The sequence below is a fragment of the Microcoleus sp. S13_C5 genome, assembly GCF_036700845.1.
GTDB lineage: Bacteria > Cyanobacteriota > Cyanobacteriia > Cyanobacteriales > Microcoleaceae > Microcoleus.
Window position 1 is genome coordinate 19481 of the sequence record NZ_JAUBPR010000050.1, and the last position, 24951, is coordinate 44431.

Below are 24951 nucleotides of genomic sequence, written 5' to 3' on the forward strand. Positions count from 1 at the left end.
TAACACGATGGAAAAAGCCACATTTGCCGCCGGTTGTTTTTGGGGAGTTGAACACAAGTTTCGCGCGGTTGCGGGTGTAGTCTCGACTGCTGCGGGCTACACAGGAGGTCACTGGCCGAATCCTTGCTACCTCGATGTTTGTGCCAGAGTCACTGGTCACGCTGAAGCCGTGCTACTAGAGTACGATCGATCGCAGGTGAGTTACGAAGCACTGCTAGATGTATTCTGGAACTGTCACGATCCTACCCAAATCAATCGCCAAGGCCCTGACAGAGGCGAACAGTACAGGTCGGTGATTTTTTATCATAATTCCGAACAAGAAAAAGCCGCTCGCCTCTCCAAACAAAAATTGCAAATTTCCGGTAAATACGACAAAGATATTGCCACCGAAATCAAACCTGCTGCTGAATTTTATATGGCAGAGGATTACCACCAGCAATATATTGAGAAGAAGCGGCATTCGTCAGAAGTTATTAGTTAAAAAGTAGGCAGACTCGACAAAAAATAAGAGATCGTAGGAGCAGGTAAGGCAATGCTCTCTACTAGCCGCCAGTTCATTATTAATGCAAAACTCTGCCTCCCCCACGCTATGTTTATTTCCCTTTACTTACTAATAAATAATTAGTCATGAGATAGTGTTTGGTAGTGGCAATCTCCCTGTGGTATCCCGATTCGATGGGGATGTGGCACAAGTCTCAGCTTTGAAAATTAGCAAAAGAATATAGATGCGGGGCGGGGAATGCTACTCTGAAGAAGATCGATCACGTTTTAAACAGCTTGTTACGCAAGTCATAATATTATAAAAATGCTGTAGTAGTTGGGCGCGTAAGACCCAAACAATTTTGAAAGAAAGCCTAAATGAAGATTGGGCATTTCTGTTTCAATTTTATTGAGCAAATCCCACTTTTTGCGTCCCGGACTGTAGTTATTAGTCAGATGACAGAAGGAAAAGGGAAGAATATCTAGTTTGGCAGTCTTGCTTGTTTATTTGCTAAGCTAGATGTGGCGCTCTGTCATCAATAAACTTTAGATTTATGCACAGGTTATTAACTGGGAAACTGCGAATAGAGTATTTAACAATACCCATCGCTAATCTTCCAGCAAATCTATCGGGTACTAAAATTGTACAGCTTACGGACTTTCACTATGACGGGGTGCGGCTATCGGAATGGTTGCTAGAAGAGGCGATTGCTGCGGCCAATGAAGCTGAACCAGACATGGTTTTTTTAACCGGTGACTTTATTACCTACGATCCCGCACCTATTTACGGCTTAGTGCAGCGATTGAAAAACTTGCAAAGTCGAGTGGGAATTTACGCGGTTTTGGGCAATCACGACCACTATTGGCCGGGGGCAAAGAGAGAGGTTGCTAATGCTTTAAATAGCGCGGGCATTCGGGTTTTGTACAACGAAGCAATCTATCCTTTGGGGTCAGAATTGGCTTTAGTTGGGTTAGCAGATTTTTGGTCTGGCGATTTTGCGCCTAAACCTGTAATGGCATCAATAAATCCCGCGATTCCTCGGATTGTATTGTCTCACAATCCTGATACTGCTGAAAAGCTGCAAAATTGGCGGATTGATTTGCAGTTGTCTGGACACACTCATGGCGGTCAAATCGTTATTCCCGGTATCGGCCCTTTGTATGCTTGGGTCAGAAAGATTGGCTATTTGATTCCTAAACGAATCCGAAAGTTCATTCCTTTTCTGTCGGCTTGCGATCGAGTAGTTACTCACTGGGAATGGGCTAGCGGTTTGCATCGGGTTGGGAGTAATTTACTGTACGTGAATCGCGGTTTGGGGACTTATGCGCCGGGGAGGCTATTTTGTCCGCCGGAGGTGACAGTAATTACTTTGGTTTGTTAAGATACGTAAATGCTGGTTTAGGGTGCACACTTTCCCGATAATAGATAATATAGCAGGGAGCATCTCACTTTTGCCCAAGCTAGAAATAGGAGTTAGGAGTCAGGAGTCAGGAGAAAAGAGGAAGAAGGAAGAAGGAAGGAGCCAGAAGAAGTGTTTTTACAAATATGAGATGCTCCCATATAGCAGAAGGAAAAAGGAAGAGGGAAGTTCGGCAACGGATTCGCAAGGGCGGATGTAACGGATGTCAGGAAGAAGGAAGAGGGAAAAAGGAAGAAAGAAGAGGGAAGAAGTAAAAATGATTTTTGTACAATTTATATTATTTTTAATTTGCTTCTCCAAAACGATAGCCTCTGCCGTAGACTGTGTGAATTAGCACCGATTCGCCTGGGGCTTCTATTTTGCGGCGCAGCAGGCGAATTTGAGCGGCTAATACATTGCTGCTGGGTTTTTGTGCTTCACTCCACAAATACTGGTGGATTTGTTCGTGTGTTAGCAATTGACCGGTATGGCGCATTAAGTATTCTAATAACTGACATTCTTTTTCTGATAAGTCAATTGTGCGATCGCCCCGATAAGCTAATTGATTGTCGTAGTCTAGCTGTAAATCTGCAACTTGCAACCTGCCGACAGCAACCTCGGCATCAAAAGTAGGAAGCCGCCGCAGTAATGCGCGGACTCTGGCTAACAATTCTCGCAGTTCAAAAGGTTTGACTAAATAGTCGTCTGCACCGGCGTCGAGTCCTTGTACGCGATCGTCTACGGTATCTTTGGCGGTGAGAAATAGCACTGGCGTATTCCTTCCTTGCGATCGCAACTTCTGGCAAATTGCCAGTCCGGTTTGTCTCGGCAGCATCCAATCCAAAATTAGCAAATCGTAATTGCCCTGCATTGCTAAATTGCTGCCACTTGCTCCGTCAAATGCCACATCAACTGTATAACCTTCGCGCGTTAAGACTCGACTCAAAGGGTCAGTTAACTCAACTTCATCATCAACTAAAAGAATCCGCATCCTGATTTCAAATTTGAGATTTGAGATTTTAGGTTAAGTAAACTGATTTTTCCTAGATTTTAATGTGTGGAATACTTTCCGTTTCGCTGCAAGCTGCTGCTACCCATTCCTGGATTGCAGGCAAGGCCAAAATCGCATCCGCATAAGCTTTTGCTACTGAATCTAATTTGACTCCGTAGGTGACAAAACGCATGACAACTGGGGCAAACATAGCGTCAACAATTGTGAATTTTCCGAATAGCATATTCCCGCCTGTTCCGAATTTTTGGCGGCATTCGCGCCAAATGGCAAAGATGCGATGGATCTCTGCTTCTACACCGGGAGTCATCCCTTCTCCCGGATAGCGGTTGCGGCAGTCCATCGGCATATTGTCGCGCAAATTTTGGAACCCCGCGTGCATTTCGGCGCAGATGGAACGGGCGATCGCCCGTTCCGCTACATCCGCCGGCCACAAATCATTTGCAAAGCGTTCTGCAACGTATTCGCAAATTGCTAAAGATTCCCACACTTTCAGATCACCGTCGATTAAAACTGGCACTTTTCCCGAGGGAGAATAGCGCCGAATTTCTTCATTGGTTGTCGGCCAGTCTAAGGGGATTCTCACCTCGGCAAATTCCAGTCCAGCTTGTTTCATCGCCAGCCAAGCACGCAGCGACCAAGAGGAATAATTTTTGTTACCAATAACAAGTGTCAATTCGGTCATAGTTTAGCTGTCAGCTATTTGCGATCGCCAGTTAAATTTTAAGTTTTAGAGTTGAATACACAACAGCGTGAGACTGAATGACGAGCGCGCGATCAGTCTGTTTTATGCACCAGCCTCTGCAAGCATTTTACATTAACAGCCTCCCAGCGTTCCGTGTTTTTCTGCAAACTTTAATCTGGGGGCTGCATCGAACACACTTGATTTGGCATTGAATGATCTGTCTCAGTGGATTTTGGCATCGTTAGCGGTAGGTACGGCCACTGTATAGTGCATTTCCTCTGCCTCTACACCGCCCCCTGAGAGGATTTCATCTACTGTAATTTTTTTTAGGGAATCCAAGCCTACACAGTGAAATTTTCCGTTAAAGTCTTGAGTCTCAAACTCTTGATTTTTTTCCATACTGACCGCCCTTGAAAAACCTGACGAAATAAAAACTTACTAAATATAATATATACCCAAACAAAGGATCGAGCAATACCCGAAATTTATTTTTCGCTATGAACTCTATGTGTTATTCTGAGTTTGGTAAAAGCTGTTTCTGCTTATACCGCGATCGCCCCCTTCCCAACTTGAGAAATTTACACTCTAAAAATTGACATGATTACTGTTGCACTTCCCAAAGGCGGACTGTTAGGAGATAGCATTCGGCTGTTTAAATCGGTTGGATTAGACTTCAGTGCTTTTCTCGATTCCTCTAACCGACAACTTCAAATTTATGACCCGACAGGCACTGCCAAAGCTTTGCTAGTAAGGACGCACGACGTACCGGTTTATGTGGAATACGGTCAAGCGGATTTGGGGATTGCTGGCTATGATGTTTTGCGGGAAAAAAAGCCGAAAGTTGCCAATTTAATTGATTTAAAATTTGGCAAGTGTCGGCTGTCGGTGGCGGTGAAGGAATCTAGTTCTTATCGACGAACTGTGGATTTGCCTCCTCACGGTAGAGTTGCTTCTAAGTTCGTACACTGTGCAAGGGAATATTTTCACAATTTGAATTTGCCGGTGGAAATTGTGCCGCTTTACGGTTCTGTGGAGTTAGGGCCGATTACGGGTATGTCGGAGGCAATTGTGGATTTGGTTTCGACTGGCAAAACTTTGCGAGAAAATGGTTTGGTGGAAATTGATGTTTTGTTTGAAAGTTCGGCTTATTTGATCGGTCATCCTCTGAGTTATCGTTTGAATGCAGGGGGGGTGAATGAGTTGATCGGGAAGTTGAGAGAGCAAGTTTTGACGGCTGTTTGATGCTAACGGGACTTAAACAAATTTTCGCGGTTAATATGGTTAAAACCCTTGCTAGGCAAGCAAAATACGTCAAAGGGGGTAAAATCACCAGAAACCCATACCTATCAAAGATTTAAATATTTTCTAGGTAAAACCCATACTAGAAAAGGTTTGCAGCCCTTTTTAGCAGGTTTTTTGTTTAAGTCCCGCTATGTTAGTCATTGAGTGGAAATTGATTTGCGCGATCGCAAAAACTCTTGCACTTCTTCTTTGCCCAGAGAAACAGATCGAGGTCTATAATTCCCTTTTATGTAACTTGCTTCTTCCATGATTACACTCCCAAGGAATATTTTATAAAACATGAAAGTTAAAACATCTGACTTAACGCAAATTATTGCTCAAGCTAGCTGTTTATCTGAACGTCTCGGCAAACAGTTACAAGTTACCGAGAGCGAACAACAGCTAACATCACGTCTTCAACGCTGGTGTAAAGTAAGCTCTCACGGAAACTGGGAAAAATTCCAGAAGCGGCTACTTTGGGACGGGTTAGATATTGAGCAAGTACAGCAGGTTTTGCGATCGCTCCCTGTGATAGATAGCCAAAGTTTACCATTTTGGGCAAAGACTTTGAGGGCGATGATTGAAACCGCTTCTAATTTTTATCCGCCATCATTGACTCCGATTAATCCTCAAACCTTAGCATTTCAAGAACTATTGCTACCAGCAATCTCTGTGGCGCGACAGCAGTTATTAATTCGTTTGGGTACTAATTCCCTATCTAGTCAACATCTACCTTTAAAAATCCTCTCTGAGTCCTCTTACCTGACTTTTGAATGTAGCTTGTTTGAAAAACTACTCAATCTTAGTGCCAAAACTTTGACAGCAGAATATTCCCGTTTTGTTGCCCTGATGGAAATACAATTACAAAACCAGACTAATCCTCAAGAGGAATACAATACTTTTGTGGAAAAACTCTTAGCGGATGGAATGTTAGGGTTTTTCCTGGAATATCCAGTTTTAGGACGCCTAATGGCAACTGCTATTGATTTTTGGGTGGAAGAAATAGCATATTTTCTCCAACGCCTGCAAGCCGATATTCCAGCAATTCAGCAAATCTTCTCTCGATCCCAGCCTCATTTAGGAAAAGTCATTGATATTAAACCTTCTCTTTCCGATCCCCATCATCAAGGAAGAACGGTAATAGCCCTTACCTTCGATTCGGGACTAAAACTAATATATAAACCAAAAGGTTTAGGGGCAGAAGTAGCTTTTACTCAGTTATTAGATTGGTGCAATCAGCAGGATATTTTCTTACATTTCAAAGTTCTAAAAATTTGCGATCGCTCTGATTATGGTTGGGTAGAATATGTTGAGCATCTACCCTGTCAAGACCAAGCAGCAGCACAACGGTTTTACCAGCGAGCGGGAATGCTATTGTGTTTACTGCATATCTTAAGAGTAACTGACTGTCACCATCAAAATTTAGTCGCCCATGGGGAACATTTTGTCCTGGTCGATATGGAAACTCTAATGCAGCCCGAAGCGAAACTGATGGCTGATTTTCCCCAAGCAAAGGAAGTGGAGAAAATAGTAGATAAACAATTCTGGGATTCTGTAGTTCGTACCGGACTTCTTCCTCGTTGGAATTTTCTCGAAAATGGCTGCATTGCTTATCAAAATAATGCCCTAAGCCGATGCCAGAATCATCCCTCTCCTGCACTAACGAACCTACCCATGTTAGATGGTATTCCTCTCGAAGGTGGGGACTATCTTGATGAAATTGTGTGGGGATTTGAACAAATGTATCGTTTTTTAATGTCCCATCAGCAGGTTTTACTCGCTGAGGATAGTCCTTTGGTGGCATTTCAAAGTGTGCAGGTACGATTTATGTTTAGGATGTCGCAGGTTTATGCAAAAATTTTAGAACACACTCAACACCCAAAATGGCTGCGTAATGGAATTGATAAAAGTATAGAAATCGATCACCTGAGTCGAGCATTTCTGACTGTTAATGAAAAACCCCATTATTGGCAGATTTTATCAAAGGAACTCCAGGCAATGGAGCAGTTAGATATTCCTTATTTTAGTGCTTGCCCTGGTAGTGATGAACTGGTATTAGCACCAGGGGAATCGATTGCAGAGTATTTCCATGAACCAAGTTACAAAACTGTGCAGACTCAGCTAGAAAACTTAAACGAAGAAGATTTGGCGCGACAAGTGGAGATTATTAAAGGATGTTTTTATGCCGAAGGTAAAACAGTAAATTTACAAGTAGAATCAAGAACTCCTGATTCAGTGAAAACCCAGAGCGATCACTTAATTCCTTTGACAAAAGAACAGTTACTTCAAGAAGCAACGCGACTGGCAGAGGAAATTCAAGCACGGGCAATTTTGGGAAGTGATGGTAGTGTGCAATGGATTGGTTTTAACTATATTCCGAATGCTAAGTGCTTTCAGTTTGCAGCATTGGGGGATAATCTCTACAACGGTAATAGCGGTATTGCACTATTTTTAGCCGCTTTGGATTATGTGAAGGGAACGAATCAGTTTCGAGAATTGGCGATGGGAGCGTTGTTTTCACTTCGCAAGTTTTTGCAAACATTTGATTATCAATCCCAGCGCAGGTTTGTTAGACAGGGAATTGGGGGTGGTATGGGTTTAGGTTCCCTTATCTACGGTTTGGTGACAATTAGCCAGTTTCTCAGGGAACCAGCACTCATAGAAGATGCAGCTAAGATTGCCAATTTCATTACCCCCGAATTGATTGCGGCTGACCAGCACTTTGATATTATTTATGGGGCATCTGGGGCTATTTTGGGGCTGTTATCGCTCTATCACCACACTCAAAATCCAAAAATTTTAGAATGCGCTATTAACTGCGGTCAGCATTTATTAAACCATCAAGTTCAGGTGGCAGGAGTACCCCAAGCTTGGAATATTTTACAGCAAGGTCAATATATAGGTTTTTTTCATGGTGCAGGGGGAATTGCTTATGCTCTACTCAGACTCTATGAAGTTACCGCAGATTCAGCCTATTTAGCAGCAGCAAAGGTAGCAATGACTTATCAGTGGAGTGTCTTTCTACAACAAACAGAAGAAAATATTCAATCCAGTAGGTTTCATATTGCAGGGGAAATTTTTTTAGCGCGTTTAGCTAGCTTATCGATTTTAAATACAAATGATTTTACGCAAGAATTAGAAATAGTTTTAAGAACTACACCCACAAGTGATTTGATTGATGTAGATTCTATTGAGTGCGGTAATTTCGGTAAGACAGAAATGTTGTTATTAGCTGGACAAAAGCTTATCCGCCCAGAATTACGAGAAAAGGCACTTATCCGAGCTTCTTCTATAGTAAATCGCGGTCAACTTACTGGAGGTTATCAGTTTTTGAAATTGCCAAGTTCTGTATTTAATCCTGGTTTATTTCAAGGAACTGCGGGGATAGGTTATGAGTTATTGCGGTTGGTTGAAGATTTGCTTCCTTCAGTATTATCCTTTTGTATTAGTCGTACTCAATTCCATCAATGACAGATGTTTTTGGATCATTAGCTTTAGTAATACCAATAGCCCGAATTATTCCGGCACTAGCTGCTATTGGGTGATCGCTATTAATACTGGCATCCTTGATTGGTATAACATACCTGCCCAGCCCAAGTACCAGTAAGTGCGAGTCTGAAGCCGTTACTTACACGTTTTATATTTATAGGAGCTGTGTATCCAATGTTTAGCGCTATTAAAGCGTATATTTGCTCAGCAGGATGTCCTTGGTTACCAACAGGAATATGATTTCTCTCAAATTGATGTCTGATGTAATTAATTAGTTCTTGTTGTCTTTCAGGTCTCTCCACGAATTGCTGAATATCGGGAAAAGAGATTATTTGTTTGCCACCTACAAAGACATCTGAACATTTGCTGGTGGCAGTCGTTGCCCCACCCTGTGCTAATTCTAATTCCTCATCACTTAATTCTAAATCCTCATCTAAAACCGTCGTTCCATCCAACTGCTGCAATAACTGATTCTGTGTAAATCCCTCAACATTAGACATAGCCACTAATATCATCTTCGGTTGAATGCCAGCATGATTTTCTTTACATTTAGAGTAGTCGTCTGGGCTTGGTGGGCTTGGTTTTCTTGATTGGCTTGATTGGCTTGGTGGGCTTGATTGGCTTGGTTGGCTTGGTTGCACTTGCATAATCGATGGAGAGATAGGGGCATGAGAAGATGAGGAAGTAGAGATAAGGATAAAGATGTCTAGCATGATTTTCCCTGATTGATATTGATTTACAGTGTTTCTATTGCAATACTACATGAGCGCTAAAAGTTTAGTCATAAAGAAAATCTAAAGAAAAAAACTTTGTCCAAAATTCTCTATACGATGGTCTGAGGTTTCTAACTTCACTGAATTTGCGTAAGTATCGAACCCTACCTGGGTGTTGAAGCTTGCAGAAATGCCTACCCCGTCGCACAGATGCTTATCGCTTTCATTATTAGGGGGATTGACTTTAAAATCCTCGCGAACAAAATTGCACCCTTGCTTAAGTAAATACTCAAAATCCCATCTCCACAGTTTCACCGTCTTATCATTACTGGCAGAAGCCAGCATTTTGCCATCACGGCTGAAGCTGACTCCATTCACCGAGCTTGTATGTCCGGTAAGAGTTTTAATTTCTTTGCCAGTGGCGATATCCCATAGTTTCACTGTGTTGTCATTACTAGCAGAAGCCAGCATTTTGCTATCGGGATTGAAGCTGACCTTATTAACATCCTCTGTATGCCCAGTGAGAGTTTTAATTTCATTGCCAGTGGCGACATCCCACAGTTTCACCGTCTTATCAGCACTCGCAGAAGCCAGCATCTTACCATCAGGGCTGAAGCTGACCCCCCGAACTTGGTTTGTATGCCCAATCAAGGTTTGAATTTGTTTGCCAGTGGCGGTATCCCATAATTTCACCGTATGGTCATTACTGGCAGAAGCCAGCATTTTGCCATCGGGACTGAAGCTGACCTGCCAAACCGACATTGTATGCCCAATCAAGGTTTGAATTTGTTTGCCAGTGGCGGTATCCCACAGTTTCACCGTCTTATCATCACTGGCAGAAGCCAGCATTTTGCCATCGGGGCTGAAGCTAACCCACCCAACCCCTCTTGTATGCCCAATCAATGTTTGAACTTGTTTGCCAGTGGCTGTATCCCACAGTTTCACCGTCTTATCATCACTGGCAGAAGCCAGCATTTTGCCATCGCGGCTGAAGCTAACAGCCCAAACTTTATCTGTATGCCCAGCGAGAGTTTTAATTTCTTTGCCAGTCGCTGTATCCCACAGTTTCACCGTGTGGTCAACACTAGCAGAAGCCAGCATTTTGCCATCACGGCTGAAGCTAACAGCCCAAACTTTATCTGTATGCCCAGCGAGAGTTTTAATTTCTTTGCCAGTCGCTGTATCCCACAGTTTCACCGTGTGGTCAACACTAGCAGAAGCCAGCATTTTGCCATCACGGCTGAAGCTAACAGCCCAAACTTCATCTGTATGCCCAGCGAGAGTTTTAATTTCTTTGCCAGTGACTGTATCCCACAGTTTCACTTTGTGGTCTTTACTTGCAGAAGCCAGCATCTTGCCATCGCGGCTGAAGCTGACCCCCAAAACCCAGTCATTATGTCCAATGAGAGTTTTAATTTCTTTGCCAGTCGCTGTATCCCACAACTTCACCGTCTTGTCATTACTGGCAGAAGCCAGCATTTTGTCATCGGGGCTGAAGCTGACCCCCCAAACCTCCTTTGTATGCCCAGTGAGGGTTTTAATTTCTTTGCCAGTGGCTGTATCCCACAGTTTCACCGTCTTGTCATGACTTGCAGAAGCCAGCATCTTGCCATCGTGGCTGAAGCTGACCCCCCAAACCCAGCCATTATGTCGAGTGAGGGTTTTAATTTCTTTGCCAGTGGCGGTATCCCACAGTCTCACTGTTTGGTCATTACTGGCAGAAGCCAGCATTTTGCCATCGGGACTGAAGCTAACCCGATTAACTTCGTTTGTATGCCCAGTGAGAGTTTTAATTTGTTTGCCAGTGGCGGTGTCCCACAGTTTCACTGTGTGGTCTTTACTGGCAGAAGCTAGCATTTTGCCATCGGGGCTGAAGCTGACTCCATTCACTGAGCTTGTATGCCCGGTAAGAGTTTTAATTTCATTACCAGTGGCGACATCCCACAGTTTCACTGTGTTGTCATGACTTGCAGAAGCCAGCATTCTACCATCGCGGCTAAAGCTGACTCCATTAACTGACATTGCGTGTCCTCCCAAAGTGTTGGGTACGGCAACGTTGTGAACTGTATTTAATAACGCCAGTTCTACCTGAGTCCGGGTATTCGCATCTACTCCCCCTAATTGACGTTGCATTGTTACGGCGGCTTTGACACTTGATTTAAGAGCTTTCGGTTTATCTAAGTTCAAAAAACCATCGGAACTTTGAGCTAAGGAATTAATTTCACTGATTTGAGCCTTCCTCCAGCCGATAACCGCTAGCCCGGTTAATATTAAAGCTATCGCCAAACCACTAACCAACCCTGAAATAGTTTGTTGCCTTCTGCGCGATCGCTCCTTTTGTTCGCGATCGCGCAGTGCTGCACTAGCTTGGATAAATTCTTCCTCCTCTTGGCACAAATCCTCTCGGCGTTCTTTCAGCTTCTCTTCCGCCTCCACCAACGCTGCACCCCCCAACAATTCCCATTCATCTCGCTGCGTCTTTTTCCATTGTTCGATTCGTATCCGCAACCCCTCTTGCCAAGCCCGAAAACTACGGTCTGTCTCCATCCATTGTCGTAATTGACTCCAATTGCGAATCAATGCTTCATGGACAACCTCCGCTGTTTCTTGATTCCCAGTAGGATTGCTAGTCACTACTAATCGTGCATCCGCCAATTGTTTCACCAATCCCCAACTTGCTTCACCCAATTCGGCTTTCGTTGCCAATCGTCGCGTATCTTCCGTTCCTTGCCCAGGATGTACCAATTGGATGAAGATTCGCCGTACTTTTTCCTTATCCTCATCTGTCAAGCTGCGATATTTTTCATTAGCATGGCGAGCTAGGGCACCTTTTACCTCACCAATTTCTTCATAAGCTACATGAGTTAACTGTTTTCCCTTTCGCCATTTCCACAATTCCGTTAATGCAAACTCCAACAAAGGTAAATTACCCGGTTCTGACTCTACATCATACAAAATGCGTTTTACCAGTCCTTCTTGAAACGTTACTCCCAACTTCTCACTAGGCTTAACAATAACCTGCTCCAGTTCTTCATAATTCATCGACCTGATCAGCTTGATATCAGTTTTCAATAAATCTCCAAAACGAGGATATAACAGCGCATTTCCCAAGAAATCTGCCCGCATTGTTGCAACTAGGACACGCTTATAGTGTGATTGAGAAGGGCAAGATGGAAAGCTATCTAATAAACTATCCAAGAAACTAAGGCGAATTTTCTGATCCGTGCATGAAGTGTAAATTTCTTCAAATTGATCTGCAATTAGCAATACCCGATCTGTGGGATGATTTTGGTTAATCTGGGCAAAGACATCAGCTAGAGGAATTTCACCCTCGCTAAGAGCCTTTGACAATTTACGAGCTTGGATTATCTTATCAGTATGATCCAGATCGGGAGTATAAAGGGGAACTAACGCCAAAGCCAGAGCCTGGAAAGGATTTGAATCGGGACGAAAATGAGTAAATAGCCAGTGACCTTGATTTTGAAGTTTAGGCACTAATCCCGCCAGAACGACCGAAGATTTGCCGCTTCCAGAAGCACCCAAAACGGGTATAAAATTACAGGTTTTAGTCGCCTCGAAAAGTTCTTCTACAAATACCTCACGACCAAAGAAAAACTCCGCATCATTGGGACTAAAATGAAACAAACCGCGATAAGGGCAAGGCAGATTTTCACTATCCGAGTTCCTAAAATCAGCACGTACTAATTTTGCTTCTTCTTGATAGTAGTTGTAGTTGGTAATGGTGATAGTTGCATTGCCAGCCGCTGAGGTAGCAGCGTATTCCGCCTCTGTAACACGCTGGTTGATCTCACTTTGCTCAGACATAACAACAACCCTAATTAATTAAAGTCCTGTGTCAATTATCCTTAGATGTGCCATGCTCAGTGATGCTGCTGATATTTGCATTCCCCGAACCAGAGGTAGCAGCATATTTGACATTACTGATAGTTTGGTTAATGATCTGCTGTCCACCAGGCTGTTCTTTGACTTGATTGAGTAAATCTTCAGCTAACTTAATAAGTTCGTCATTTTTTTCAAGTTTATCAAACCCTGCTTCTAGTAACTCATCTTCCAAAAGAGCTTGCGTCTTTTCAGGTTTTTGTTCATATTTATCCAAAATTGTTGATGAATCTGTTTTTCCTTGCTCTGCAAACTTCTTTTTAATCAACGTTTTCAAACCCTGATAGGCATCTTTAACGGCTGTTCCGGCAGTATCTTTAGTAGCAGCAAGCGCACCAGCACCTAAAGCAGCAATAATCAGAGAAATAGCGTCCACTAAAGAATCCTCCTTGGGTTTTTGTGATTTATCTATGTTTATTCTTGTTTTAATAACTGGAATCTTGGCTTGGGAAAGGTTTTCTAGCTTAATCGCCACTAAACCTTCCTGAAAGGCTCTTTGAAATACATCTTGAATTTTTGAAGTCGCGTAACCCAATCCATCATAAAAACCTTGAGCGAACTGGATTGCGGATTTATCCTGAATCTGCTGGTTCATGCCAATGGCATAATTAATATATTCACTAATGGCTTCAGCAGATTTGACAGAGTGACAAGCATTTAAGATCACACAGTTTACATAATCTGCGTGTAACTCAAACAGCGATGCCAGCCCTTCTGGTGGCACAATTTTGTTCTGTCCGCCATCATCTTCTAACACCAAACTTCCATCTTCTAAACCGTGTCCACAGAAATGGACAATTTGGGGTTGTATTTCGGCGATCGCCCTGCGAATATCCTGGGGTCTAACAGCAGTCCTAATATCAACCTCAAACATATCCCGCCTTACAGCACGTCGGATACCTTCTTCAACTTCCCTAATTTCTTTATCCAAGCGCAAACCGTGGGGAATTGCTGCCAGAATCAAGATTTTTTGTGGCTGAGTAGTTTGTACCTTAACCATCTCCCACCTTTGATGAATATATTAAACCCTACCAGATTTGCACCAGATTGACAAGGGATAAATCCTACTTCAAAGTTAAATTTAATAATTATGGAAAATTTTTCTGAGTTCATGCCATGGTGACAGGCCACTGCTGGGTAAGGGACTTCCCAGCAATAAATTAATCAACACAATACCTACCCTTTCGCCCAATAATCCGCCTAAATAGTTCCTAAACTCCCGTTTTTGGGCAATCTGACCAAAGATCTCGTCAAATCTTTGACATCATAAATCAAAGCAGGGGGGCATGGCAGCACGGGTGGTCTCTTCCATCGCTCATTCTTTGAACGTTATATCCTTGCTCTGTAAGCATTCTAACTCATTTATCTCCTATTTTTTGTTTAAGTCCCGCTAACTCCAATTAGAGTAGACTTATTGGATAAATCTTTCATTGATACGGAAAGCACAGATGCAACGCAGGATAGTTAGCTACTTTTGCAATAGGTCTAAGGTATTGTGGGGTGGGCTTCTAGCCCGCCCTAAAAGTTAAATCTTTATGAACTGCTATTTACAGGTAGAAAACCTAGTTTTTCCTGGCAGCGACTTATATAAAAACGGACGACTGTATCAGCAGGGTTTTGTTCGATTAGTTGCTGAAAATATCCCAAGGCGGCGACAAATCTTTCGGATTGCCATCCTTGAATTCCTTTGTCAAATAAACTCTGGGTAAGCTGCTTTGCCTCAGAGTCGGGACAGGAGGCGCTCCAGATTTCGTAGATTTCAATAGCTTCCTGCTTGCCGCGCGGGGTTACTCGATCGATCCAGCGATAGTAATAATTGTTGCTGGGCAAATGGCTGTCAGCAGCAGTCGCCCCAGAAGTAGAAATCATACTCTCCTGTGTTTCCACTTCTAAGTCGCACTTTAATAATAAACTTTCTTTTGAGTGGCAGTTGGAACTTATGCCATTGAGAAATTCTCTCGCATGAACAATGGCATTTTCGCTAACAATAATTTGGCAGCCGTATATTTTAGTTAAATTTTCTAACCGAGAAGCTGTATTTACCACATCGCCGATGACTGTAGAGTCCATGCGACGATCGGAACCTAAAGTGCCGATCATGCCGATACCGGTGTTAATTCCGGTACCTATATTGACGGGAGATTCTAAATTGTATTGGTGGCGACTGGCATTAAATTCTTGCAAAGTTTCTTGCATTGCTACTGCGGCTTCGATCGCATCCATAGCGTGAGAATTGGGCTTGTCAAATACTGCCATGATTGCATCGCCTAGGTATTTGTCAATAAACCCGCCGTGAGACGTTATGCACTCGTTCATTTTAGTAAAAAAAGCGTTCAACCATTCAAAAGTCTCGCGAGCTTGTTGAGATTCGGCGATCGTAGTAAACCCGCGAATGTCACAAAATAAAACAGTCAGCTCTTCTTCTGTAACATTGCCCAACTGAATTGATTCTATTCCTTGCGGCGCAATTCGTTCGAGAAGTTGCTCTGGCACAAATAGCTGAAATTTTTCGGAAAGATATTCGTTGGCTTCCCAAGCTGCGGCGATTTGGCGTTTGCTTTGCTCTTTTACCTGCTGGTGGAATTGGGAAGATACAGCTTGCGATCGCATTTGGCTCAACTGCAAAATATTTTCCACTTTTGCCAGCAACAAACGACTGTTAAAAGGCTTTGTCAAATAATCATCTGCCATCATTTCTAACCCTTTGATGCGAGACATATCGTCATCGAGGGCAGTTAAAAAAATCACCGGTACAGTTTGCAATGCCGTATCCTTCCGCAGGATCTCGCACACATCAAAACCGTTCATCTCCGGCATCATAATATCTAGTAAAATTAAATCGGGTCGAGATGCGCGGGCAAGCGAGAGCGCTTCATGGCCCGATAGCGCTGATACTGTAGCATATCCTTTCAGGTGCAATAACTCTTCCAGTAAAGTCAGATTAGCTGGCTCGTCATCAACCAACATGATGCAGGGCGACTTGTTTGACATGGAATATGATATAATATATTGAATTTAGCTCGGAAGTTGCGCGTGGGGAAGCTCGAAAACGGGTTGATTCGTATATTTCTCCTTACTAAACTCGATACTTTTCGTAGGAACCGGCTTTCGGATGCAAGTGCGGGCAAGTCATATAGATATTTATCTACTCTTGAGTTTAACCTTTGTTGTTATCAATTATCATAAATGGCAGTGCTGGAACTGCAAATAATTATTGTTAGCCGAGAAAAGAACGGACAGTAGCGATCATCAAATTCAAATCCAGTGGCTTGCTCAAATAAGCAGAAGCGCCAGCTTCCAAACATCGCTCACTGTCACCGGGCATCGCCATCGCCGTCACCGCAATCATCGGTACCGAGTCCCAGACAGGATCTGCTTTAACTCGGCGCATCAACTCAAAGCCGTCAACATCCGGCAACTGAATGTCCATCAAAATCAAATCCGGCAGCAACTCCGGGGCAGCAGAGGCGGCGAGAATACGATCGGCCATCACCTTGCCATCCGCGAGTATCTCTACCCCGTACCCCTCTAATTCCATCACCTCAGAAATTAACATTTGGTTAAAAGGCTGGTCTTCGACAACCAAAATCCGCTTCCTGGCAATTGGTAAAGCAATCGCAGAAGCAGGAACTAACTTGGTATCCAAAGCACAAGAAGCAAAGTTTCCCAACTGTTGACGCATCTCCGTCAACGGCAGCCAAACGCGGAAAAGACTTCCCCGATCGCAAACAGATTGAAAAGAAACAGTTCCCCCGTGCAATTCTGCCAATCGCTTAGTCAAAGCCAAACCCAAACCTGTACCTTCGTGGCGCCTAGTCAGGGAAGAATCCACCTGTTGAAAAGGTCGGAATAGCAAGTGCCAGCGGTCTTTAGGAATGCCGATACCGGAGTCTTTTACCTCTAAACAAAAATAAGGAGTGCTGGCATTTACAGGAGAACAATCCGGTCGGTAGTCGCCGTCTATTTCGCTGCCGTAGGCCAGACGCCCGCTGAGTTTAACTTGTCCCTGTTCGGGGGTAAATTTGATGGCATTGGAAAGTAAATTAATCACAATTTGTCGCACTCGCCGTTCGTCGAGCAAAACTTTAGTAATTCGGTAGTCGAGTTCTAAAGACAAACCAATCCGCTTTTTGTCTGCCCGCGGCTGAATCATTTTCAGACAGTCTGTCGCGAGTTCGTGAACGCGAACCGGCTGTAAACTTAGCTCTACTTTCCCCGCTTCAATTTTAGAAAGATCGAGAATATCGTTGATTAGCTGCAACAAGTGCTGGCCGCTTTTTTCGATCAGTTCTACATAGTTGATTTGTCGATCGCTCAACTGTCCGGCCGTTTGCCGCAGCAGCAAGTCAGAAAAGCCGAGAATGCTGTTGAGAGGCGTCCGCAATTCGTGGGACATTGAGGCTAAAAACTCAGATTTCAACTGAGAAGAATACTCTAATTCTTCATTAACTTGGCGCAGGTTCTCTTGTGTCTGAGCCCGCTCGATCGCCGCCCCCAGAGTCCGGCAAGCAGCTTCGAGTACGTGTTGATGGACGGCGGCTTGCAGTTTTTTGATGTTGCGGGACTCCAGCGTCAGCACTCCGATGATTGTGCCGTTAGTAGCTGCGATCGGAAAAATACCCAGTTGTCCGATTCCCGGATGCCGAAATTCCGGCACGGCATTGGGATGTTGGGCATAATCCTCGACAAACACAGGTTTACCAGTTTTCACCACTTCCCACAGCAAACCGATGCCGTAGGGAATGCCTTGGTCGAGCAATTCTTGCATTCCTGCCACTACGGGTTCCCCGTAAGTAGCCAAAAATTGACTAGAAACTTGGTTGCAAATCCCCGACGCTTGCCGGTCGTTTCCCTTGCCGTTAATCACCTTGACATCTCCGAAAGCTGCATTCATTGCCTCTACTAAATAGGTGAGGGCAAACTGACCTATTTCTTGCAAACTGTCAGACTTTTGCAGGCGTTCGGTTAAACCTAAAAGAAAGCTCAGCCGCCTGACTTCTGCGTTCAAGCTAGCTTGGGAGTTTTGGTATACCGTAACGTCTCGAAAGGTAAACAGCCGTCCGCCGCTGTTGGTAATCGTGGCGCACACCTCCAAACAAACCGCATTGGATTGCTCGAAATAAAATGATAAACTTTCATCCTTAGATTTTTCGAGTGCTTGCTGAAACTCTTGCCACTGCTGAAGGGACAAGTAACCCCGATCGACAATTTCCGCAAACAGCAAGTGACACTTCGGCTTTGTTTCCAGCCATTCTGGGGACAGTTGCCAGATTCCGGCCAATTTTTTGTTAAACAAAACTAAGCAGTCAGACGAGTCGAACAGAGCGATCGCATTGTCTACTTGGTTGAGAATCAGTTCTTGGTCTGCCCTCAACTGGTGCAAGTCTCTCTCCATTTTCTCTGTGTGTGTAGCTCTTAGTTTCGTTGTCATAACTTTCTAGGGATATGGCAAGAGTTATTTTATAACCCCTTACTTAATGTGACATAATTTTAGGTTTTTGGGCAGTGAGCGCGATCGATCGGCCTTGTGATCCGAGACACTTGCTGGTTTCTGAGGGCGATCGGAACCTGCTTTGAACTGCGTCGGGTACATTGCTTAATCATCAGGCAATAAGGAGGGAAAGCATTATGACAGAAGCAGAATTTTTTAATAACAATGCTGTCGAAGTTGATGACATCTGACTTGAGACTATTGTGTCCAACCCTGTGCTAAATTGACTCATAATAAAAACTAATTCCGGCGATAAGAAATCAGCATATAGCAATTCTGGCATCATTTGTGAATTTCTTACGGACTCCCAGCGGGTTCGGGGAGGGTTGGGGTGGGGTAAAAAAATTACGACTCCTGCAAGGATTGCTATATGTCAAAATGCAATCATGACCTTACCCTTAAATTTTATTAGCAATAACTTGGTTATTTGGATTAACTGCTCAAGCAACTGTTGGATTCAAAAACATAGGCATAAGGCACGCCCTAAGCACCAGGAGACAGTGATATCAGTTTCAAAAAAGCAATTGTAGGCTCGTGTTCCCAACCCATACACAATCAGTTATTCCCAATAATTTAATCTAAAATTGTGCGACTGAGCGCTCACGCCGAAGTCTAAAATCTAAAATGGTATGAGTTATTACGATCGCACTTATGAGTAAGGTGTGCAGTGCACACCCTACAAATGCGAGTTAAGCTAATCCGCATTTAAATTGCCAAGTAAAATAAATCTTTACTCTTGTGGGGTGGGGAGGAGCTCGCGCACTTAACATACAATTTAAATACAGTACAGGTTAGAGCGTAAGTATTCTTAATGTTTCTTAGGATTTTTCGGAAAAGGAATGCCCAAACTTTCGTGAAAAACAACCTGAGTTTTATAAGTCAAGCGCCGGTTAACTTGTTTGATGATTTTTTCCAAAAGCGCATCGCCGGTTTTTTCTATTAAAGGTTGAGACATCGATCGAATAAACTTGGGAAAGCAAACTCCCACAGCCAAATCCAGCTTCCACGTAGCGCTGGTAATCGCAGGCGGCAGCTTAGCACGTTCCGAGCTCGGCCAATCGGCGGCAAACTCCTGAGACGGTATCTCCACTAGCTTCATTGCCGATCGAAAATCCACTTCATACCCAGGCGAGGTATAATCCGGAACCGGAATAGTCTTAATCAAATAGCAGCCTTCAGCGTCAGGCGGCAGCAACTCTAAACCAATTCTCGCTTCAACACGGTAGCCGAAAGCCCCAAAACGCCCGATTAATAAATCATAGCCGTTTTCGCCGAGCGGCTCGGCCTTCATGGGCGAAGCGCAGTGGCAAAACCAAGTCTTGTGGTTGTTCAAATGCTTCGCCACCGTCTCCGCATCGGCGTACATCTCCATGCTGTCTTCAAAATGCGTGTGAAACCAAATCGGCTCAACTTCCTCTCCTGCATCCGCGCTGCCACTTTCGGGCTGTTGGAAACTCGCATCTGGGTAGTAATTTTCGTCAGAAGCTTCAACAGTTTGATATTCAGCGGAATCCTGCTTCATTGTATGCTCTCCTGTTATACACGCCAATCGATCCGGTTGGGGATGTGTTAAGGAAGTTTCCTCCCTACAATTGAGAAATTGATAGTAACAAAACTTACCCTAGTTCAGCATAACTCGACTTATGAAAGCATTTGTAGCAGGAGCCACAGGTCAGACTGGCCGCCGCATCGTCGCAGAATTGGTCAAGCGAGGTATTCCCGTGCGCGCCTTAGTCCGAAATCTAGACACAGCTAGACAAATTTTACCACCGGAGGCTGAGTTAGTGACTGGGGATGTATTAAATGCGACTTCCCTGGGCGATGCCATCGGCGATAGTACGGTATTGCTGTGCGCGACAGGGGCGGCCCCTGGTTTTGACCCGACAGCGCCTTACAAGGTGGATTTTGAAGGTACTAAAAATTTGGTGGATGCAGCTAAGGCTAAGGGCATTGAGCATTTTGTGCTTGTGACTTCTTTGTGCGTCTCTCAGTTTTTTCACCCGCTGAATTTGTTCTGGCTGATTCTGGTTTGGAAGAAGCAAGCCGAGGAGTATTTGCAAAAAAGCGGCTTGACTTATACGATCGTCCGTCCGGGCGGTCTCAAAAATGAGGATAATTCAGATGCGATCGTCATGACTGGTGCCGACAAAATGTTTGAGAGCAGCATTCCCCGCACCAAGGTAGCCCAAGTGTGCCTGGAGGCGCTGTTTCAGCCGACTTCTCGCAACAAGGTTGTGGAAATTGTGGCTAAGTCCGAGGCTCCGCAAAAGAGTTTTGAGGAGTTGTTTGCCAGTGTGATTTGATTGAATTAGCCTCGCTTGGGTTCGGTGCGTCAGACAAAAAACACTTTGATTTGGATCTGAGATGTTGCACCATTGTCAAGAACAGGCTTTCCGGCCTGTTCCACAAAAAGTGCATTTTCTTGTGGGGTGGGCATCCTGCCCGCCCAAAAAAGGCTTATCCTGCCCGCCCAAAAAAGGCTTATCGAGAATGGTGCAAGATGTGAGTTCGGTCAAAGATTGGGGCTGACGCACCCTACACCAATTTTCCGATCGCCAAATCTGGCAAAATCTTAATAGTTTTACGATTCGCCCTTAAAATTTCGTTCTCGCAGCATGAAAACTCTCAAGTGGCCAGCTTGGTTCCCCTATCCGATTTCGTGGTTAAGGGCATTTGCTCTCGCTCAGAGTTTTAGTTTTGTTCTTCGCAGAGGCATTCCTTTTGTCAGCGACGATATCGGCTTTCTGACTCTACTGCTGGTGGCTTGGCTGATTCAGTTGCCTGTGTTTTTTGTTTGTCACTTTTTAGCAGTCAAAATCTTAAATCCCTTACTAATTATGCTGCCGGGGCGCTTTCGCGTTGCGCGCAAGTTCAAGCGCAGGCATACGGGTATTCGATCGCACTTGCGAGAAGGCTTGAATGCTGTTGTAGTGATTTTTTTTGCATTTAATCTGTCTCTGTTGGTGCAACTTGCGATTTTTTATTGGCCAGCGCGATCGATCGATCCGGCTCAGTTACTAACAGGAATATCTACTCTGACAAATGTTGCCATAGCCGGTGAATTAGATTTCTGGCTGATTAAATTGGCGGGGATTTTATCGAGTTTAACGCTGTTAGCGGCTCCCCTATATCAATACGATTTTCGGGTGCGCCGGATGCGGGTGGCTCGAAAATTAGCCGAAATTTCGGAAATGGAAATGAGTTGGCTAGAAGCTGAGAAATTGAGCCGTCGAAAAAGAGGTTTGCTGAGGCGATCAGAGATTCAAATCCTCGGATTTCTACTTTTAATAGGCGCTGTGATTGGCGGCGGTGTTTTTGTGGTTGACAGTTTGCGGGGAAATCAGCAGTTGTCGCCGTCGGCGAGTGAGGGGAGAAATGTGCCACCGCTGGCTATGAAAACCGGCGATCCTTACCTTCGAGCTCTGATGCGAACTATTTCTGCTAGCGAGTCGAATGTTGCTCGCCCTTATCACGTTGTTTACGGTGGCAAATATATATTAGATTTGAGCCGCCATCCTGACTGGTGTGTGAAGATTGTTAATGGCCCGAATCGGGGCAAGTGTACTACGGCAGCAGGCAGGTATCAATTTCTGACTACAACTTGGAAGGATAAGGCTAAGCGCTATAACGCCCGTCGTGCTAATTTTTTATTCTGGGAAGATTACAGTTTTGAACCAGAAGATCAGGATGCTGTGGTTTATGCTTGGTTGAGCGATCGCAAGTTTTGGAAAGCTGATATTCCTGAGATGTTGCGGCAGGAAAGATTAACTGAGGTATTGCGGATGCTTTCGGGAACTTGGACGAGTTTGGGATATGGAATTGAGAACAATTCTATGAGTTCTCGTTTGCCGAAAGTATACCGGGAAATGCTGCGGGAAGAATTGGAAAATGCTGGTTCTTAGGGAGTTAAATGGGGTGCATCTCACTTTTGCGAAGGTGTCAAAAAAGAGTTAAAATGAAAAAGCTAGTAAAATCGTCAAATAAAGATGAGGTAAATAAAATGATACCCTCAGACCAACAACAGCTAAAAGCCCACTTAAAAGCGGTAGCAAAAATTCTTTACAGAAATACAGAGCCAACCGAGTTAAAAAGTTTTGAAAGTATAGAAAAATCAGTCCGTCAGAAAATGTTATCAGAAGTTGGTCCAGAAATAGGTAACTTTTTTTTTCAGCAGTATCAGGAATTAAAACAGGAAAACCCCGAAAAATAAAATCAATAATCGGCTCGCTCGACATTACAGATAATCAGGCAAAATATTTTGGATTAAAAGCTTACAGTCAATTTAGTCCACTGATGGAAAACTGCTGTCTTTTAATCACTGCTAACGAATCTTATCAAATGGCAGAAAAAGATTTGGAAAAATTTACGGGTATCAAAATTTCTCACAGTACATTACAAAGATTAGTCAATCGACAAGAATTTGAATTGCCTACATCTCAACAAGGAGTTAAAGAAATTACATTGGATGGCGGTAAAGTCAGACTACGCAACGAAACCAAGGGCGAGAGCTGTTACTGGAAAGACTATAAAGCCGTGTGTTTAGATAATGTTTATTCGGGAGCATTTTTTCAAAATAATCAAGATTTAATTGATTGGACTAATAGCCAAAAATTACTACACCCTATGTATTGCATAGGAGATGGCCATGCCGGGATTTGGAACATATTTAAAGAAATTGGAGATAATGAACAAAGACAAGAAATCTTAGATTGGTATCATATCAAAGAAAATCTCTACAAGGTAGGGGGTTCAATAAAACGATTAAAATTAGCAGAAAATATGTTATGGCAAGGCCAACTGGATGAAGTTATAGATTTATTTAAAGACTTTAAAGGTAAAGCATTTAAAACGTTTTGCAATTATTTAGAGACCCATCGCTGCCGAATAGTAAATTACCAATACTACAAAGAAGAATCCATAAGTTCGATTGGTTCGGGAACAGTGGAATCAACAATAAAACGCATTGGACTAAGGGTGAAAATATCGGGAGCGCAATGGAATATTGAGAACGTTTCCTCTATCCTTGCTCTTCGCTGTGCTTATCTCAACGGTCAACTTTCAATTTGATATATCTGCCAAAGTGAGATGCACCCGTTAAATGTTGGCCGTTGACTGTTGACTGTTAACGAATGTTATTGTTATTAACAAGCCAAAGCAATTAAGAAATAACTACTAATAAGTAACGAATAACTAATCCTTATATTTGGGTAAAAATGCTGTCAAACATTTGTACAATTCTAATCCTGGCCCTGCTTGCAGGGGATAAAGCCTGTCGAAATTAATGGGGTTTCCCGGTGCTAATTTCCACTCGGTTTTCTGTGCTGTTTTTGAGGAAATTTCGATCGCTACCGTGATGTTAATAATGTTGTTGTGCTGGGGGATGCCCCGGAAGCAGTAACTTTTGCCCGTGCGTTTGTCTGAATCGCTACCGGTGATGTATCTGTCTTGTTTGCGAAATTGGATTTCTCTGAAAGGTCGATCGATCGCAAAGGAGTCTCGGTAGCGGTAGTCTCCGTCGCGCAAGCTTTCGACAGTCGGTCGGATTTGACTTATAACTGTGGCTGGACTAAGAGTTAGCATTATTGATCGGCGTTCCTCTTGTGAAATCGGTGATTTTGCTGCCTGGTGCCTGAGTCGCGGGCGATCGGCTTAAACAAACCCGCAGTGTAACAAATTAATAAAAGTTGTTATACAGTTTAAGTTGATCCCTGGCTATCGTGAATAATTATTTCATGGTTTCAGCTCTGTTACCTATCTGAGTAATAATAGAAATATACAGGAAGCCGTGAGAAATTTTACGGCCGCATATTTAGGGATTAATTGACTATACTGCGAGGATACTGCTATGTTGTGCGTGACGCGAGAAACAAAAAATTTAGGGCGGGTTGAAACCGGAAATTCTCCACGGCGAGGCTCTTTCACCTCTGCGTCTAAAAGTAACCGTATTCTGCGATCGCGAGTTTACAAAGATGAGGCTCTGGTGTCGGCCGCGCTAGCGGGACTGCCAGCTCTTTTGGCATCCCTCGAAAGCTTTCGCGAGCAGTAGAAATTGGCATTTTCTATTGCTATATAGGGCGCGTTGAGGTTTGTGAGAGCGGCTGCCAACCAAGCAGCGGCTGTTGTGACTGCACTTACAAACTTCCTCGATTTAAGTAGAGTTTTGCTGTAGTGAACTCTTCCGGGGCGGAGAAACCTGGTTGTTTACACAAAAACATTTTTACAGCCCTTTGTTATGGTATGAAAAATGGTATAAGAACCCGGTTTCTTTGTGTGTGTCCGTAAGTCTTGTGTTAACAAAATTTATTTGTGAGTGTCATCGGGTGCGATCGATGCCTCTACCTCTTGGGAGGAACGGCTTAACATAGAGTCGTGCAGATGTTCGTTGTGCTGCCTTTCTTGAGCCATTAATTCTCTGGCTTTTTCTTCGGCGTTGCATAATAGAGAGATGATCTGCATTAACTGTCAATCCAACAAAGTCTGTAAAAATGGTCACCGTCGCGGCA

19 protein-coding genes and 1 pseudogene are annotated in these 24951 nt (G+C 43.7%); 7 read left to right on the forward strand and 13 right to left on the reverse strand.

Going from position 1 to position 24951, the window contains the following annotated elements:
- The first annotated feature begins 7 nt into the window (after nucleotides 1-7).
- Both msrA and QUA04_RS15135 read left to right on the forward strand, forming a co-directional pair.
- A complete protein-coding gene (gene msrA, locus QUA04_RS15130) occupies nucleotides 8-481 on the forward strand; it encodes a peptide-methionine (S)-S-oxide reductase MsrA (protein ID WP_333258154.1) in 474 nt (157 codons plus the stop codon).
- 553 nt (nucleotides 482-1034) lie between these two features.
- Complete coding sequence (locus tag QUA04_RS15135) at nucleotides 1035-1862, forward strand: metallophosphoesterase (protein WP_333258155.1); 828 nt, start codon at nucleotides 1035-1037, stop codon at nucleotides 1860-1862.
- A gap of 322 nt (nucleotides 1863-2184) precedes the next feature.
- Here the strand turns inward: QUA04_RS15135 and rppA are convergent, their stop codons facing one another.
- The 3 genes from rppA to QUA04_RS15150 form a co-directional block, all read right to left on the reverse strand.
- Nucleotides 2185-2871, reverse strand: a complete 687-nt coding sequence (gene rppA / locus QUA04_RS15140) for a two-component system response regulator RppA (RefSeq protein ID WP_333258156.1) — start codon at nucleotides 2869-2871, stop codon at nucleotides 2185-2187.
- Nucleotides 2872-2923: 52 nt separating this feature from the next.
- Complete coding sequence (locus QUA04_RS15145) at nucleotides 2924-3574, reverse strand: glutathione S-transferase family protein (protein ID WP_333258157.1); 651 nt, start codon at nucleotides 3572-3574, stop codon at nucleotides 2924-2926.
- Nucleotides 3575-3796: 222 nt separating this feature from the next.
- On the reverse strand, nucleotides 3797-3973 hold the full coding sequence (locus tag QUA04_RS15150; protein ID WP_333258158.1) for a hypothetical protein: 177 nt from the start codon (nucleotides 3971-3973) through the stop codon (nucleotides 3797-3799).
- A gap of 198 nt (nucleotides 3974-4171) precedes the next feature.
- Here QUA04_RS15150 and hisG point away from each other — a divergent pair, with 198 nt between their 5' ends.
- Complete coding sequence (gene hisG, locus QUA04_RS15155; protein ID WP_015174599.1) at nucleotides 4172-4816, forward strand: ATP phosphoribosyltransferase; 645 nt, start codon at nucleotides 4172-4174, stop codon at nucleotides 4814-4816.
- A gap of 339 nt (nucleotides 4817-5155) precedes the next feature.
- Entirely contained in the window at nucleotides 5156-8326 is a 3171-nt protein-coding gene (locus QUA04_RS15160; protein ID WP_333258159.1) for a type 2 lanthipeptide synthetase LanM family protein, read from the forward strand.
- An 80-nt stretch (nucleotides 8327-8406) separates the two neighbouring features.
- On the opposite strand, the gene QUA04_RS15165 is transcribed toward QUA04_RS15160, so the two are convergent.
- The 7 genes and pseudogenes from QUA04_RS15165 to QUA04_RS15195 all read right to left on the reverse strand — a co-directional run bounded on the left by QUA04_RS15165 (nucleotide 8407) and on the right by QUA04_RS15195 (nucleotide 19970).
- Nucleotides 8407-9057: a hypothetical protein gene (locus QUA04_RS15165; protein ID WP_333258160.1), complete on the reverse strand. Its 651-nt coding sequence runs from the start codon at nucleotides 9055-9057 to the stop codon at nucleotides 8407-8409.
- Nucleotides 9058-9138: 81 nt separating this feature from the next.
- Nucleotides 9139-12882: an nSTAND1 domain-containing NTPase gene (locus QUA04_RS15170; protein ID WP_333258161.1), complete on the reverse strand. Its 3744-nt coding sequence runs from the start codon at nucleotides 12880-12882 to the stop codon at nucleotides 9139-9141.
- A 31-nt stretch (nucleotides 12883-12913) separates the two neighbouring features.
- Complete coding sequence (locus QUA04_RS15175) at nucleotides 12914-13957, reverse strand: CHAT domain-containing protein (RefSeq protein WP_333258162.1); 1044 nt, start codon at nucleotides 13955-13957, stop codon at nucleotides 12914-12916.
- A gap of 183 nt (nucleotides 13958-14140) precedes the next feature.
- Nucleotides 14141-14269, reverse strand: a pseudogene (locus QUA04_RS15180) (IS701 family transposase); the annotation flags it as partial.
- A 221-nt stretch (nucleotides 14270-14490) separates the two neighbouring features.
- On the reverse strand, nucleotides 14491-15948 hold the full coding sequence (locus QUA04_RS15185; protein WP_333258163.1) for a response regulator: 1458 nt from the start codon (nucleotides 15946-15948) through the stop codon (nucleotides 14491-14493).
- 226 nt (nucleotides 15949-16174) lie between these two features.
- Nucleotides 16175-18388, reverse strand: a complete 2214-nt coding sequence (locus QUA04_RS15190; RefSeq protein ID WP_333258164.1) for an ATP-binding protein — start codon at nucleotides 18386-18388, stop codon at nucleotides 16175-16177.
- Nucleotides 18389-19256: 868 nt separating this feature from the next.
- Entirely contained in the window at nucleotides 19257-19970 is a 714-nt protein-coding gene (locus tag QUA04_RS15195) for a DUF1997 domain-containing protein (protein ID WP_333258165.1), read from the reverse strand.
- A gap of 121 nt (nucleotides 19971-20091) precedes the next feature.
- Between QUA04_RS15195 and QUA04_RS15200 the strand changes: the two genes are divergently transcribed.
- From QUA04_RS15200 to QUA04_RS15210, 3 genes are all read left to right on the forward strand, one after another.
- On the forward strand, nucleotides 20092-20751 hold the full coding sequence (locus QUA04_RS15200) for an NAD(P)H-binding protein (RefSeq protein WP_333258166.1): 660 nt from the start codon (nucleotides 20092-20094) through the stop codon (nucleotides 20749-20751).
- A 312-nt stretch (nucleotides 20752-21063) separates the two neighbouring features.
- Nucleotides 21064-22350, forward strand: coding sequence for a glycoside hydrolase family protein (locus QUA04_RS15205; protein ID WP_333258167.1), 1287 nt, complete (start codon nucleotides 21064-21066; stop codon nucleotides 22348-22350).
- A 98-nt stretch (nucleotides 22351-22448) separates the two neighbouring features.
- A protein-coding gene (locus tag QUA04_RS15210) for an ISKra4 family transposase (protein ID WP_333258171.1) occupies nucleotides 22449-23515 on the forward strand; the annotation gives its coding sequence in 2 pieces (ribosomal slippage) (nucleotides 22449-22617 and nucleotides 22617-23515; 1068 coding nt in all).
- A 123-nt stretch (nucleotides 23516-23638) separates the two neighbouring features.
- On the opposite strand, the gene QUA04_RS15215 is transcribed toward QUA04_RS15210, so the two are convergent.
- The 3 genes from QUA04_RS15215 to QUA04_RS15225 all read right to left on the reverse strand — a co-directional run bounded on the left by QUA04_RS15215 (nucleotide 23639) and on the right by QUA04_RS15225 (nucleotide 24904).
- Entirely contained in the window at nucleotides 23639-24028 is a 390-nt protein-coding gene (locus QUA04_RS15215; RefSeq protein WP_333258168.1) for a hypothetical protein, read from the reverse strand.
- A 350-nt stretch (nucleotides 24029-24378) separates the two neighbouring features.
- Nucleotides 24379-24504 (reverse strand): hypothetical protein, encoded by a 126-nt coding sequence (locus QUA04_RS15220; RefSeq protein ID WP_333258169.1) that lies wholly within the window; start codon nucleotides 24502-24504, stop codon nucleotides 24379-24381.
- 244 nt (nucleotides 24505-24748) lie between these two features.
- A complete protein-coding gene (locus QUA04_RS15225) occupies nucleotides 24749-24904 on the reverse strand; it encodes a hypothetical protein (protein ID WP_333258170.1) in 156 nt (51 codons plus the stop codon).
- Nucleotides 24905-24951: the final 47 nt, after the last annotated feature.